Origin of the sequence: Nonomuraea sp. NPDC059194, assembly GCF_042754765.1 — a bacterium.
Classification (GTDB): Bacteria; Actinomycetota; Actinomycetes; order Streptosporangiales; family Streptosporangiaceae; genus Nonomuraea.
In genome coordinates, this window is the sequence record NZ_JBHZBH010000030.1 from 40,290 (window position 1) to 53,305 (window position 13,016).

Genomic DNA, 13,016 nt, shown 5'->3' on the forward strand with positions numbered 1-13,016 from the left:
GTACAAGAAACTCGCACGCGAGCCGACGGGACAGCCGCCACGCTCAGGGGCGGCGGCGCAGACGCCGCCCGGCTACGGCGGGTGCGGCATCCTCCGAAATATGTACGGCGATATGCAGGCAAGCGGGGGCGGGCTCGAGCCCTGCGCGGCTCGAGCCCGCTGTCGCGCCCGCCGGGCCACGACCCCCACCCCTCCGAGGAGGCCAGGTCCGCCTGCGAACGCGACGTCTCGGATGGATCGACCGGCGTGCTCGCCCCGCGTGTGGGCACCCGGGGAGCCGGGTTCGTGGCGCGCCACCGGTCGATCACAGACGCCACGCTAGGCCGAGCGGACTCCGGGCACATGCGCCGAGATGGCCATTCGGGCATGTATCCGCCGCGGGTCAAGAATGTGTAGAAACAGGCCCAGCCCGACCAGCCACCGGAATTTGTCAGTGGCCCCGGTCACACTGCAGGTATGGCGGACGAGCCCCTCGAACTCGGCGAGATCTCCTTCTCCGACTGGTACGCCCACACCGACAAGATGGCGGAGGTTGGCTTCCTGACCATCGCCCGACGCCTGCCCGCACTGGTGGGGCAGGCGATGCGGATGGCGTGGCGGGCCAGTCCGCGCGACACCGCCGCCACCGTCGGCTTCAACCTGGCGGGCGGCGTCTGCACCGCTTTCGGCCTGCTGGCCACCACCGGCGTCCTCGAAGCGCTGTTCCGCGAGGGGCCCACCCCCGACAGGGTGCGGGCGGCGCTGCCCAGCCTCGCCCTGGTGGCGGGGGCCGCCGCGCTGCGCACGGTCGTGCAGGCGGCCGCGGGCTGGGCGCAGTCCAGGCTCGACCCACAGGTCTCCAGGCTCACCGAGGAGCGGCTGTACGGCCTGACCAGCAGGGTTCCCCTCATGGCCTACGACGATCCCGACTTCCACGACGCGATGGAACGTGCCAGAATGCGCGGCGTCGCCATGGCCGACGTGGTGGTGATGACGGCGATCGACGTGATGACCGCCTTCATCGGCATCGCGGCCGTGGCGGGTGTGCTGGGCATCCTGCATCCCTCGCTGCTGCCGCTGCTGGTCCTCGCCGTGCTGCCCGACGCGTGGGCGGCGGTGCGCTCGGCCAGGATGCGCTACTCCTCGATGTACGCGCTGATCCCCGCCCGCAGACGCAAATGGATCATCGCCGAGCTGCTGGCCGACCGCTCCCCCGCCGCCGAAGTCCGCTCCTTCACCATGCGCGGCTTCCTGCTGCGCATGTACGACGCGGTGGCCAGGGCCGAGCAGGAGGTCCTGCTGCGGCTGGCCAAACGGCAGACACTGGCCAAGATCGTCGGCGAGGCGCTGGGCGGCATCGGCACCGGCCTGGTCTACCTCACGCTCGGCCTGCTGCTGGCCTTCGGGGCGCTGCCGCTGGCGGTGGCGGGCACCGCCGTCCTGGCGATCAGGCAGGGGCAGATGTCGCTGAGCAACCTGATGTACGCCACCAACCGCCTCTACGAGGAGGGCCTCTACTTCACCGACTTCCTCGACTTCTGCGCCGACGCCGAGCGGCGGATCGCCGACCCGAGACCCACGCCCGCGCCCCGGTCGTTCGACGAGATCAGGGCCGACGACGTGACCTTCAGCTATCCAGGCTCGGACAACCCGGCGCTGCGCGGCGTGTCCGTCAGGGTGGGCAAGGGCGAGGTCATCGCGTTCGTCGGCGAGAACGGCTCGGGCAAGACCACGCTCGCCAAGATCCTCTCCGGCCTCTACGAGCCCGACGGGGGCACGGTCAGCTGGGACGGCCTCGACGTGCGGGAGGTGGCGCCCGAGGAGCTGCGCCTGGCCACGGCGGTCATCGCGCAGGACCACACCAGATGGCCGCTGACGGCCCGCTACAACATCACCATGGGCACCGACAAGGGCGAGCCCGCGCTGGTCGCCGCTGCCGAGGTCGCGGGGGCCGACGAGGTGATCGCCGAGCTTCCGTACGGCTACAGCACGCTGCTCGACCGGCGCTTCAAGGACGGGCAGGAGCTGTCGGGCGGCCAGTGGCAGAGGATCGCCGTGGCACGCGGCTTTCACCGGGACGCGCCGCTGCTGATCTGCGACGAGCCCACGGCCGCGCTCGACGCCAGGGCCGAGCACGCCCTGTTCGAGCGCATCAGACGCCACTCCGACGGGCGGACCGTGCTGTTGATCACGCATCGGCTGGCGAGTGTGCGCTACGCCGACCGGATCTACGTACTCGACCACGGGAAGGTCGTCGAGGAGGGCACCCACGACCATCTGATGGCGGAGGAGGGCCTCTACGCCGACCTGTACAACCTGCAGGCCCAGGCCTACCGCTGACCCAGCACCCGACCATCCCCGCCGGAGTCCCGGAACACCGCCCCACCCCGAGGTCACGGGACGACGACCCACCGCGGGGTCACGCGGCGATGGCGGACCGCGGATCGCCGGGACCGGGGCCAGGTCAGGTGAGGACGGCCTGCATGATGCGGCGGGCGATGGGGGCGGCCACGTCGCCGCCGGAGCCGGACCGTTCGACGACGACGCCCACCGCCACCTGCGGGCTGTCGGCCGGGGCGAAGGCGGTCAGCAGCGCGTGGTCCTGCGCGCCGCGCACGTTCTCCGCCGTGCCCGTCTTGGCCGCGACCACCACGCCGGGCAGCGCGGCAGCCGTACCGGTGCCGCCCTGCTGGGTGACGTCCACCATCATGGTGGTCAGCTGGGCGGCCTCGCGCGCCCTCATCGCCGAGCGCCACTGGGACGGCTCCGCCGTGTCGATGACCGAGCCGTCGGGCAGGCGCACCTCCTCGACGAGGTAGGGCCGCATCAGCGCGCCGCCGTTGGCCACCGCCGCCGACAGCATCGCGATCTGGAGCGGCGTGGCCCTGTCGTCGTACTGCCCGATCGCCGACATCGCGGTCTGCGCCTGGTCGAGGCCGCTCGGGTAGACGCTCATGGAGACCGGCATCGGCACGGTCAGCGTGTCGTCGTTGAAGCCGAACGCCTCGGCCTGCTGGCGCAGCGTGTCCTGTCCCATGTCGAGGCCCATGGCAGCGAAGGCGGTGTTGCAGGAGATCTGGAAGGCGTAGGCCAGCGGCGGGTGCCCGTTCCCGCAGGGGTGACCGCCCGCGTTGCGCAGGTAGGTGGAGGTGCCCGGCAGCAGCAGGCTGCTGGGCGCGTCCACGGCCGAGGCCGACGCGTAGGCGCCCGAGTTCAGGGCGGCGGCGCTGGTGACGACCTTGAAGGTGGAGCCCGGCGGGTAGTTCTGGTTGAGCGCCCTGTTGAGCAGCGGTTGTCCGGGGTCGGCCTGGAGCAGCGCGTCGATCTCCGTGAGCTTGGCGGGGTCGAAGGTGGTGTAGAGGTTGGGGTCGTAGGACGGATAGGAGACCATCGCCAGGATCGCCCCGGTCGACGGGTCGAGGGCGACGGCGGCGCCGCGCCGTCCGGTCGCGGCCAGGCCCTCGTAGGCGGCCCGCTGTACGCGCTCCTCGATGGTGGTGCGGACGTCGGCGCCCTCGCTGATGCCGTCGGTCACCAGCGCGCGCACCCTCACTTTGGGATCGCTGCCGTTGAGAGCGGCGTCCTCGGCCCGTTCCAGGCCGGTGGTGGCGTAGAGCGAGGAGTGGCCGGTGACCGTCGCGTAGAGGTTGCCGTCCGGGTAGGCGCGCCGGTAGCTGTAGCTGGGGTCCTTGGTCCTGCGGCTGGCGGCCATCACCTTGCCGTCGTGGGTGAGGATCTTGCCGCGCGGGTGCTCGAACCTGGAGATCAGCACCCGGTGGTTGCGCGGGTCGGCGTTGAGCCGCGCGGTCGTGAACCCCTGGATGTAGGTGACGTTGACGAGGAGCGCGAACAGCATCAGCGCGCACAGCATCGACGCGCGACGCAGCGGGATGTTCATCCGTCTCGCCCGGGGTCCGGCCATACCCCCGGTTTAGCAACCGGAAGGCCAAGGGGGGGCTAGAGCACGCTGCGGTAGTAGGAAATCTTGTGACGGATGTAGCGCTGGCGCTCGATGAGGTTGTCGATCTGACCGCGCACCCTGGCGTCGTGCTCCTCCAGGAGCGCGATGCGGTCGGCGATCGTGTGGTCTCCCGCGCGCACCAGTTCGGCGAAGCGCAGCATCTCGGCGATCGGCATGCCCGTGTCGCGCAGGCACCTGATGGTGCCGAGCCATCCGACGTCCTCCTCGGAGAACCTGCGCTGTCCCGCGGCGTTGCGGTCGATGGGATCGAGCAGCCCGATCTTCTCGTAGTAGCGGAGGGTGTCGAGGCTGAAGCCGGTCTCCTCGACCACTTCGGCGGGGGTGTAGACGCTCACGTGGCCGATTTTCCCACCTGGAGCGCACTCCAGGTCAACCGGCTTGACATGGAGTGCGCTCCAGGTCGCAGAGTCTCGGCCATGGACTTCGCGATCGGCACCATCGACTTCGGCACCAGGGTCTCCCTGGAGGACACCTTCGCTCTCCTCGACCGGTTCACCGAGGCGGGCGGGGCCATCGTCGACACGGCCAACAACTATCCGTTCTGGAACGCCGGCCGTACCGGCGACGAGAGCGAGGAGGCGGTCGGGGCGTGGCTGGCCGCGCGCGGCGCCAGGGACAGGATCGTGCTGAGCACGAAGGTCGGGGCGCGCCCCACCGTGGCGGGCGACAGGACGCTCGACTCGGCGGAGGGCCTGTCCGCGCGGGCCATCGGCAGGGGCATCGAGGGCAGCCTGCGGCGACTGGGGACCGACCGCGTCGATGTGTACTGGTCGCACATGGAGGACCGGCCCGTTCCGCTGGAGGAGACGCTGGGCGCGTTCGACGAGCTGGCCGCGGCGGGCAAGATCGGCAGGCTGGGTTCGAGCAACATGCCGGCGTGGCGGCTGGAGCGGGCCAGGAACATCTCCGCGGCCAACGGCTGGCTGCCCTACACCGCCCTGCAGTTGCGCCACACCTACCTGCGTCCGCGGCCGATGGTGCGGCTGCCCGAGGGCGCCCACGTGCTGACCACCGACGAGACGCTGGCCTACGCGCGTGAGGAGAACCTGTCGCTGTGGGTGTACAACGCGCTGATGTCCGGCGCCTACACCCGCGCCGACCGGCCCATCCCCGAGGCGTACGACCACCCCGGCACGACCCGGCGCCTGGCGGTGCTGCGCGAGGTGGCCGGCGAGCTGGGCGCGACGCCGAACCAGGTGGTGCTGGCCTGGCTGACGGCGCAGGGGCTGGTGCCGATCGTGGGGGTGACGACGATGGCTCAGCTGGAGGAGGCGATCGGGTCGGCCGGCCTCAAGCTGGACGACGAGCTCATGAGGCGGCTGGACGAGCCGTGCTGAGGTGCTCGGCGAGGTAGCGGCGGACCAGCTGCTTGCACTCGGCGATCAACGCGGGGTCGCCGTCGGCGCGCGTGCGGAAGGCCAGCTTGAGTACGGCGTCGGCCGCCTCGACCGCGACCCGCAGCGCCAGGTCGAGCCCCTCGCCCTCGGGCTTGTCGTAGAGGCCGACGATGAGGGTGCGCAGCCGGTCGGCCACGACGGCGCTGTTCTCCGTCGCCTCGTCGAGCATGTGGGTGGTGCCGGGCAGCGCAGGGCCGCCGGGTGTGGGCAGCACCTCGCCGAAGTCGACCACCGCGAACCCGGGCGTGGTGCGCTTCATCACCACGAACTCGTCGATCGCCAGGTCGGCCAGCTCCGACCAGTGGGCGAGGTCGGTCGCCGCGATCCGGTCGGTGACGCGGGTGAGGAACCGGTCGAGGTTGCGCATGGCCAGCGCCCTGACCAGGCCCTGCTTGTCGGGGAAGAACTGGTAGAAGGTGCCGATCGGGACCTCGGCCCGGCGGGCGACCTCCTTGGTGGTCAGCGCGTCGTAGCCCACTTCGCCCAGCAGTGAGGCGCACTCGTCGAGCATCCGCTCGACCCGTTCGGCGCTGCGGCGCTGGGAGGGACGGCGGCGCAGAGTACTCGTCATGTTCCCATCCTGGCTCATCCGGACCGCCGACCTCGCGACCCGGCACCGGTTGATCGCCTAATATGACCGGTTATGTTCCTCTGGGGTACGGCCACCGCCGCCTACCAGATCGAGGGCGCCGTGCACGAGGACGGCCGCGGCGCCTCCATCTGGGACACTTTCGCCCACCAGCCCGGCAGGACCCGCGACGGGCACACCGGTGACGTGGCGTGCGACCACTACCATCGCTGGCCCGAAGACCTCGAGCTGATGAGCGGCCTGGGCGTCAACGCCTACCGGTTCTCGATCGCGTGGCCGAGGATCCAGCCCGACGGCCGCGGCGAGGTCAACGCGAAGGGGCTCGACTTCTACGACCGGCTCGTGGACGGGCTCGGCGAGCGCGGCATCACCCCGGTGCCCACGCTGTTCCACTGGGATCTGCCCCAGGCGTTGGAGGACAGGGGCGGCTGGCTCGACAGGGACACCGCCCAGCGCTTCGCCGACTACGCCGCGCTCGTGGCCGACCGGCTGGCCGACCGCGTGAAGATGTGGATCACGCTCAACGAGCCCTTCGTGCACATGGCCTACGGCTACGCGATGGGGATGCACGCGCCGGGTCACGCGCTGATGCTCGACGCGCTCCCCGTGGCCCACCACCAGCTGCTCGGGCACGGGCTGGCCGTACGGGCGCTGCGGGCCGCCGGTGCGCAGCAGGTGCTCATCACCAACAACTGCACCCCCGTGTGGGCGGAGGACACAGCAGCCGGCGACGCCTATGACGTCCTGCACAACCGCCTGTTCAACGACCCCGTCCTGCTGGGCCGCTACCCCGACCTGTCCGCGTACGGTGTCACCCTCGACTGCGTGCGCGACGGCGACCTGGAGATCATCTCCACGCCGCTCGACGGCCTGGGTATCAACTACTACAACCCCACGCGGATCGGCGCCCCGACCGACGACTCGCTGCCGTGGACGGACCTCGGCATCACCGGCTACCCCACCACGGCCTTCGGCTGGCCCGTCGTCCCCGACGGCCTGCGCGAGCTGCTGGTGGGCCTGCGCGACCGGTACGGCACGGCGCTGCCGCCGATCTACGTCACGGAGAACGGCTGCTCCTATCCCGAGCAGGACGACCAGGCCCGCATCGCCTTCCTCGACGGCCACCTCGCGGCTCTGCGCGCCGCCCAGGACGAGGGCGTGGACGTGCGGGGCTACTTCGTCTGGTCGCTGCTGGACAACTTCGAGTGGGCCGAGGGCTACCACCAGCGCTTCGGGCTCGTCCACGTCGACTTCGCCACCGGCCGCCGCACCCCGCGCGCCTCCTACCACTGGCTGAAGGAGCGACTCCACCAGTAGCGGGCTCAGAACACCGACACGTGCACGTGGTCCCAGTGGTTGGCGGTGACGCCGCCGCGGTCGGACATCATGTCCCAGCCGCCGCCGGTGCGCACGTCGTAGTAGCGCTGCTTCCAGATGATGTACATCACGCCGAGCCGTGACCCGTTGGAGATCAGCCACTGGGCCAGCTTGTCTCCCCTGTCGAGGTTGGCGCCCGAGGCCATGCTGCCGCCGGGGCTCATCATGAAGTCGCAGGCCCGGCCCTTGCCGTGCTCGCCGGGGTCGCCGACGCGCAGGCACCCGACGCCGTAGAACATCGGGAAGTTGCGCATCACCTCGTCGCGGACGGAGACCATGCGCCCGGTGAGGCCGTTGGCGCTGCCCGGCTGCTGGATGCCGTACTTGGCCAGCAGCTTCTCGATCTCGCCGCGCTTGCTGCGCATCTTCCTGATGTCGCGCTCGAGGTCGTCGATCTTCGCGTCGGCCTCTTTCTTCGCCTTCTGGGCGTCGGCGACCATGTCCTTGACGCGGTTGAGCGTGGAGCCGCGCTCGGCCGCCAGGTAGGCCAGGTTCGCCGCCTGCCCGAGCACCTGGTACGGCTCGCCGGGCGTGCTGAACAGGCTGGTGCCGTCGAGCGGCCCCTGGATGTAGGTGGTCTGCGCGATCTGGCTCACCTCGACCTCGGCGGCGGCGAGCGCCGCCTTGAGGTCGCGGGCCCTGTCGGTGGCCTTTTTGGCGGCCAGCCTGGTGTCCTCGAGGCTCTCGATGGTGCCGCGGTAGACCTTGTTGAGCGCGGTCGCCTGTTTGGTGAGTTTGCGCAGCTTGCTCTGGCCGTCGGGGTCGGCGGTCGCGGTGTGCGCGAAGGGGGCCGCGACCAGCGCGACGAGGATGACGGCGAGCATGGCGAGACGCCCTGATCTCACTCCCGTCCTCCCCTCATAGACGGAGCGACTATAGAAGATGATCTTGACCCCTGCCACCTGAACCAGCGAACTCGTGCGTCTTTGGCGAACTATCTACCACTTTGTCGGGGATCGAGCCAACAGTTGGGTCTTGCCGAGCTTTCTGTGCCGGGTGACATTGCGAGCATTCCGTTTTCTGCAAAGGGGCAGAACTTGTCGCGAACTTTCACCCTCATCACCGCCGTGACCGCCTGCCTGGCCGCTTCCCTCGTGGCAGGGCAGGCCGTCGCATCAGAGGACCCCGCCTTACCCCAGGCCGACCGGATCGAGCTCTACCAGTTGGACGCCCCGGTGGGCACCGGGCAGGCCCTGGCCGAGGACGGCTTCGACGTCGTGCAGAAAAAGGCGACCGGGGGCAAGGAGCACATCGAGTTCACCGCGGACCGCGACGACCTGGTCAAGATCGGAAAGCTCGGGCACAAGCCGGAGCCGGTGCGCAACCCGCAGGGCCAGACGCAGCTCGAGGCCGCCAAGGCGCAGTCGGCCGGCGGCTTCACGGTCTGGCGCAGCTACTCGGAGCAGGGCGGCATCGCCGACCAGCTCAAGGCCATCGCCGAGGCCAACAAGGACATCGTCAAGCTGCAGTCGATCGGCAAGACGGTCAAGGGCCAGGACATCCTGGCCGCCAAGGTGACCAGGCACGCCAGGATCCTGCGCGACGGCGCCAGGCCCGCCGCCCTCTACTCGGCCACCCAGCACGCCCGCGAGTGGATCGCCGCCGAGGTCGACATGCGGCTGCTGAAGTACGTGGTCGCCAACAAGGAGGCGCTGTCCGGGCTGCTGAGGACGACCGAGCTGTGGTTCGTGCCGGTCGCCAACCCCGACGGCTACGACTTCACCTTCACCGAGGGCAACCGCCTCTGGCGCAAGACCCTGCGTGACAACAACGGCGACGGGCAGATCACCAGCGGCGACGGCGTCGACCCGAACCGGAACTTCCCCACGAACTTCCACTACGACGAGGAGGGCGCCTCCAGCGTCCCCAGCAGCGAGACCTACCGAGGGACGGCCGCGGCCAGCGAGCCCGAGACCAGGGCGATGGACGGCCTGCTGCGCCGGATCAAGTTCAAGCTGCAGCTCAACTACCACTCCTTCGGGCCGCTGCTGCTGTACCCGATGGGCTGGCAGATGTACACCGCGACCGCCGACAACCCGGTCTACGAGGCGCTCAGCGGCACCGACGCCAACCCGGCCGTCCCCGGCTTCAACCCCGGGCTCGCGGCGGGCGAGCTGTACATCACCAACGGCGACACCAACGACCGCGCCCACGGTGAGTACGGCACGCTCTCGTGGACGCCGGAGCTGAACGAGGGCTGCGACGGCTGCGGCTTCGTCTTCCCCGACGACGAGGCGCTGGTCCAGGCGGAGTTCGAGAAGAACCTCCCGTTCGCCCTCGACATCGCCAGGTCGGCGGCCAACCCGGTCGAGCCGGTCACCCACCTGGGCAACAAGACGCCCGACTTCGTGGTCGACGACTTCGAGGTCAGCCACGGCACCGACCAGGTCGTCCAGGTCAACGCCAAGCGCAGGCTCGGCCCCGTGGTCGTGCAGTACCAGGTCAACGGCGGCCGGACCAGAACGGCGCTGACGAAGGCGTGGAAGGGCGGCGAGCGGTACGGCAAGGGCTACAACGTCTACTACCACCAGCTCCGCGGCAAGATCACCGGCACCAGGCCGGGTGACAGCGTCAAGGTCTGGTTCAGGTCGCTGACGAAGAAGAGCGCCGACTTCACCTACAAGGTCGCCGACGACATCGGCGGTCAGGTGCTGGTCCTGGCGGCCGAGGACGTCACCGGCATCAGCCCCGCGCAGGGCGTCACCGAGTCGAAGTACGTCGACGACTACGCCAAGGCGATCTCCGAGGCCGGCTACACCTCCGACGTCTACGACATCGACAAGAACGGCCGCAAGGCGCCGCATCCGCTGGGCGTGCTCAGCCACTACAAGGCCGTGATCTGGGAGACCGGCGACGACATCAACCCGCGCTCGCCCGAGCAGGTGCCCGGCACCCTGGCCAGGTACAGCGTCGAGACCGAGATCGCGGTGCGCGACTACCTCAACGACGGCGGCAAGCTGCTGACGGCGGGCAAGTACGCCCACTACGCGCGCAACGCCAACCAGGGCTTCTTCTTCCAGCCCGACGCCTCACTCGGCGAGTGCGTGGTCGCCTCGACCCCGCCGTGCCTGGAGGCCAACAACGACTTCCAGCAGTACTGGCTGGGGGCCTACATCTGGTTCGACAACGGCGGCACCAGCCAGCAGACGCACGAGCCGTTCGGGCTCAAGGGCGCCGTGGGCGCCTTCAGCGGCTTCACCGGCACGCTGAACGGTGGCGACTCGGCGGGCAACCAGGACCACAACAACTCGTGGGTGGCCACCTCGGCGATCCTGCCCGCAGACACGTTCCCGCAGTTCGAGAGCAGGGCGGGCATCACGTGGGACAGGCCGGGCGGGCCGTTCGACCCGCACACGGGATCGTGGGACGTGCAGAGCGGCATCGCCGACGCCTCGTGGAAGCGCCTGACCAAGACCATCGACCTGACCGGCAAGAGCAGCGGAGACCTGACGTTCTGGGCCTCCCTCGACACCGAGGCGGACTGGGACTTCTTCACCGTCGAGGCGCGCACCGCGGGCCAGGACGACTGGACGACGCTGCCCGACGCCAACGGGCACACCACCCAGTCCACGGGGTCGAGCTGCAACACCCCGAACGGACAGCGCTGGAGGGAGATCCACCCGCACACCACCCGCTACCAGGGGCCGAACTGTGAGCCGACGGGCAGCAGCGGCGCCTGGCACGCGGCCACCGGCAACTCGGCGGGCTGGCAGCAGTGGAAGATCGACCTGACCCCCTACGCGGGCAAGAAGGTCGAGATCTCGCTGTCGTCCATCACCGACTGGAGCACCCACCAGGCCGGCGTCTTCCTCGACGACGCGAAGGTCACGCTCGACGGCGCGGCGGCCGAGGAGACCTCCTTCGAGGCCGACCTCGGCGGCTGGAGCGCGGGCGGACCGCCGCCCGGCTCGGGTCCGCTGCCCAACAACTGGACCCGCACCGACAAGCTCTTCGACGAAGGCGGCGGCATCATCACCGAGGACACCGTCCTGCTCGGGTACGGCGTCGAAGGCGTCACCACCCAGGCACAGCGCACTGACCTGGTGAAGCGGTCGCTGACCCACCTGCTCGGCGATCCCCGCTAAAGGCGGCGTGAGGGGTACGGCTCCCGCGAGCCGTACCCCTCTTGCGTGCCCGCACAGAACATGATTCGGTCTCCCAAGGGAGCAAGCACTCGGTCAAGGGAGAAGGGTCACGACATGCGCCAGCACGACACGCTGTTCATCGGGGGCGAATGGGTGGCCCCGGCGGGCACCGGCATCATCGAGGTCGTCAACCCGCACACCGAGCAGGTCATCGGCAGCGTCCCCGACGGGACGCCCGCCGACATGGACCGCGCGGTGGCCGCCGCCCGCGACGCCTTCGACCACGGCCCCTGGCCCAGGCTCAGCTTCGCCGAGCGCGCCGAGGCGATCGGCAGGCTCGCCGAGATCTACGCCGCCCGTCAGGGCGAGATGGCGGCCCTCATCACCGAGGAGATGGGCTCGCCGATCACCTTCTCCCAGCTCGCCCAGGCGCCGCAGCCGCTCGGCATGCTCCAGTTCTACGCCGAGTACGGCAGGACGTTCCAGCAGGAGGAGGAGCGACCAGGCCTGTTCGGGCCCTCGATCGTGCGCAGGGAACCCGTCGGCGTGGTCGCCGCCGTCGTGCCGTGGAACGTCCCGCAGTTCGTCTCCATGACGAAGATCGCCCCCGCGCTCCTGGCCGGATGCACGATCGTGCTCAAGCCCGCGCCGGAGACGCCGCTCGACGCCTACCTGCTGGCCGAGATGGTGCGGGAGGCGGGCATCCCCGGCGGCGTGCTCAACATCGTTCCCGCGGGCCGCGAGGCGGGCGAGCACCTGGTCTCCCACCCGGGCGTGGACAAGGTCGCCTTCACCGGCTCCACCGCTGCGGGCCGCCGCATCGCCTCCATCTGCGGCGAGCAGCTCAAGCGCTGCAGCCTGGAGCTGGGCGGCAAGTCGGCGGCGATCGTGCTCGACGACGCCGACCTCGGCGCCAGTATGGGCATGCTCGCCATCGCCTCGCTCATGAACAACGGCCAGGCCTGCGTCGCCCAGACCCGCATCCTGGCCTCCCACCGCCGCTACGACGAGGTCGTCGAGGCCGTGGCCGGCATGGTCACCTCGCAGGCGGTCGGCGACCCGGCCGATCCCGCCACCGGCATCGGCCCGCTGGTCGCCAGGCGCCAGCAGGAGCGGGTCGAGGGCTACATCAGGATCGGCATGGACGAGGGGGCCAAGATCGTCGTCGGCGGCCTCGACCGGCCCCACGACCGGGGCTGGTACGTCGCGCCCACCGTCTTCTCCGGCGTCCACAACGACATGCGCATCGCCCGCGAGGAGATCTTCGGCCCCGTCCTGGCCGTGATCCCCTACGAGGACGAGGCCGACGCCGTCCGCATCGCCAACGACAGCGACTACGGCCTGGCGGGCACGGTCTGGACGGCCGACGCCGAGCACGGCATGGACATCGCGCGCCAGGTCCGCACCGGCACCTACGGCGTCAACTGCTTCATGCTGGAGGCCAACGTGCCCTTCGGCGGCTACAAGGCCAGCGGCGTCGGCCGCGAGCTCGGCCCCGAGGGCCTGTCCGCCTACCTGGAGTACAAGACCATCTCGCGGCTCGGCTGAGCGCTCGGCCGGCCCCGACCGCCCCGGTACGGCATGCCGTACCGGGGCAGGGTGCCGGG

9 protein-coding genes are annotated in these 13,016 nt (G+C 70.2%); 5 read left to right on the forward strand and 4 right to left on the reverse strand.

Annotation, left to right across the window (positions count from 1 at the left end):
* The first annotated feature begins 456 nt into the window (after positions 1-456).
* Entirely contained in the window at positions 457-2,319 is a 1,863-nt protein-coding gene (locus ACFXJ8_RS30730) for an ABC transporter ATP-binding protein (protein WP_379647469.1), read from the forward strand.
* 124 nt (positions 2,320-2,443) lie between these two features.
* Here the strand turns inward: ACFXJ8_RS30730 and ACFXJ8_RS30735 are convergent, their stop codons facing one another.
* Positions 2,444-3,877, reverse strand: coding sequence for a peptidoglycan D,D-transpeptidase FtsI family protein (locus tag ACFXJ8_RS30735; RefSeq protein ID WP_379647470.1), 1,434 nt, complete (start codon positions 3,875-3,877; stop codon positions 2,444-2,446).
* 59 nt (positions 3,878-3,936) lie between these two features.
* A complete protein-coding gene (locus tag ACFXJ8_RS30740; RefSeq protein WP_379647471.1) occupies positions 3,937-4,296 on the reverse strand; it encodes a MerR family transcriptional regulator in 360 nt (119 codons plus the stop codon).
* An 81-nt stretch (positions 4,297-4,377) separates the two neighbouring features.
* Between ACFXJ8_RS30740 and ACFXJ8_RS30745 the strand changes: the two genes are divergently transcribed.
* Positions 4,378-5,298 carry an aldo/keto reductase gene (locus ACFXJ8_RS30745; RefSeq protein ID WP_379647472.1) on the forward strand — a complete coding sequence of 307 codons (921 nt, stop codon included), beginning with the start codon at positions 4,378-4,380 and terminating at the stop codon, positions 5,296-5,298.
* Here ACFXJ8_RS30745 and ACFXJ8_RS30750 read toward each other — a convergent pair.
* The gene (locus ACFXJ8_RS30750; RefSeq protein ID WP_379647473.1) at positions 5,270-5,929 is read right to left on the reverse strand and encodes a TetR family transcriptional regulator; all 660 of its coding nucleotides are present in this window, start codon (positions 5,927-5,929) and stop codon (positions 5,270-5,272) included. The genes ACFXJ8_RS30745 and ACFXJ8_RS30750 overlap by 29 nt on opposite strands.
* A gap of 72 nt (positions 5,930-6,001) precedes the next feature.
* Here ACFXJ8_RS30750 and ACFXJ8_RS30755 point away from each other — a divergent pair, with 72 nt between their 5' ends.
* Positions 6,002-7,264, forward strand: coding sequence for a GH1 family beta-glucosidase (locus tag ACFXJ8_RS30755; protein ID WP_379647474.1), 1,263 nt, complete (start codon positions 6,002-6,004; stop codon positions 7,262-7,264).
* Between the two features lie 5 nt (positions 7,265-7,269).
* Here ACFXJ8_RS30755 and ACFXJ8_RS30760 read toward each other — a convergent pair whose 3' ends face one another.
* Positions 7,270-8,169: a coiled-coil domain-containing protein gene (locus ACFXJ8_RS30760; protein WP_379647475.1), complete on the reverse strand. Its 900-nt coding sequence runs from the start codon at positions 8,167-8,169 to the stop codon at positions 7,270-7,272.
* A 192-nt stretch (positions 8,170-8,361) separates the two neighbouring features.
* Here ACFXJ8_RS30760 and ACFXJ8_RS30765 point away from each other — a divergent pair, with 192 nt between their 5' ends.
* Complete coding sequence (locus ACFXJ8_RS30765; protein WP_379647476.1) at positions 8,362-11,409, forward strand: M14 family zinc carboxypeptidase; 3,048 nt, start codon at positions 8,362-8,364, stop codon at positions 11,407-11,409.
* Between the two features lie 114 nt (positions 11,410-11,523).
* Positions 11,524-12,957: an aldehyde dehydrogenase gene (locus ACFXJ8_RS30770; protein ID WP_379647477.1), complete on the forward strand. Its 1,434-nt coding sequence runs from the start codon at positions 11,524-11,526 to the stop codon at positions 12,955-12,957.
* Positions 12,958-13,016 lie beyond the last annotated feature (59 nt).

What these genes read in the sequence shown, in the direction of transcription:
- ACFXJ8_RS30770 (WP_379647477.1), top strand. Translation starts at nt 11,524, where the DNA reads ATGCGCCAGCACGACACGCTGTTCATCGGGGGCGAATGGGTGGCCCCG.
- ACFXJ8_RS30750 (WP_379647473.1), bottom strand. Translation starts at nt 5,929, where the DNA reads ATGACGAGTACTCTGCGCCGCCGTCCCTCCCAGCGCCGCAGCGCCGAA.
- ACFXJ8_RS30735 (WP_379647470.1), bottom strand. Translation starts at nt 3,877, where the DNA reads ATGAACATCCCGCTGCGTCGCGCGTCGATGCTGTGCGCGCTGATGCTG.
- ACFXJ8_RS30755 (WP_379647474.1), top strand. Translation starts at nt 6,002, where the DNA reads ATGTTCCTCTGGGGTACGGCCACCGCCGCCTACCAGATCGAGGGCGCC.
- ACFXJ8_RS30730 (WP_379647469.1), top strand. Translation starts at nt 457, where the DNA reads ATGGCGGACGAGCCCCTCGAACTCGGCGAGATCTCCTTCTCCGACTGG.
- ACFXJ8_RS30745 (WP_379647472.1), top strand. Translation starts at nt 4,378, where the DNA reads ATGGACTTCGCGATCGGCACCATCGACTTCGGCACCAGGGTCTCCCTG.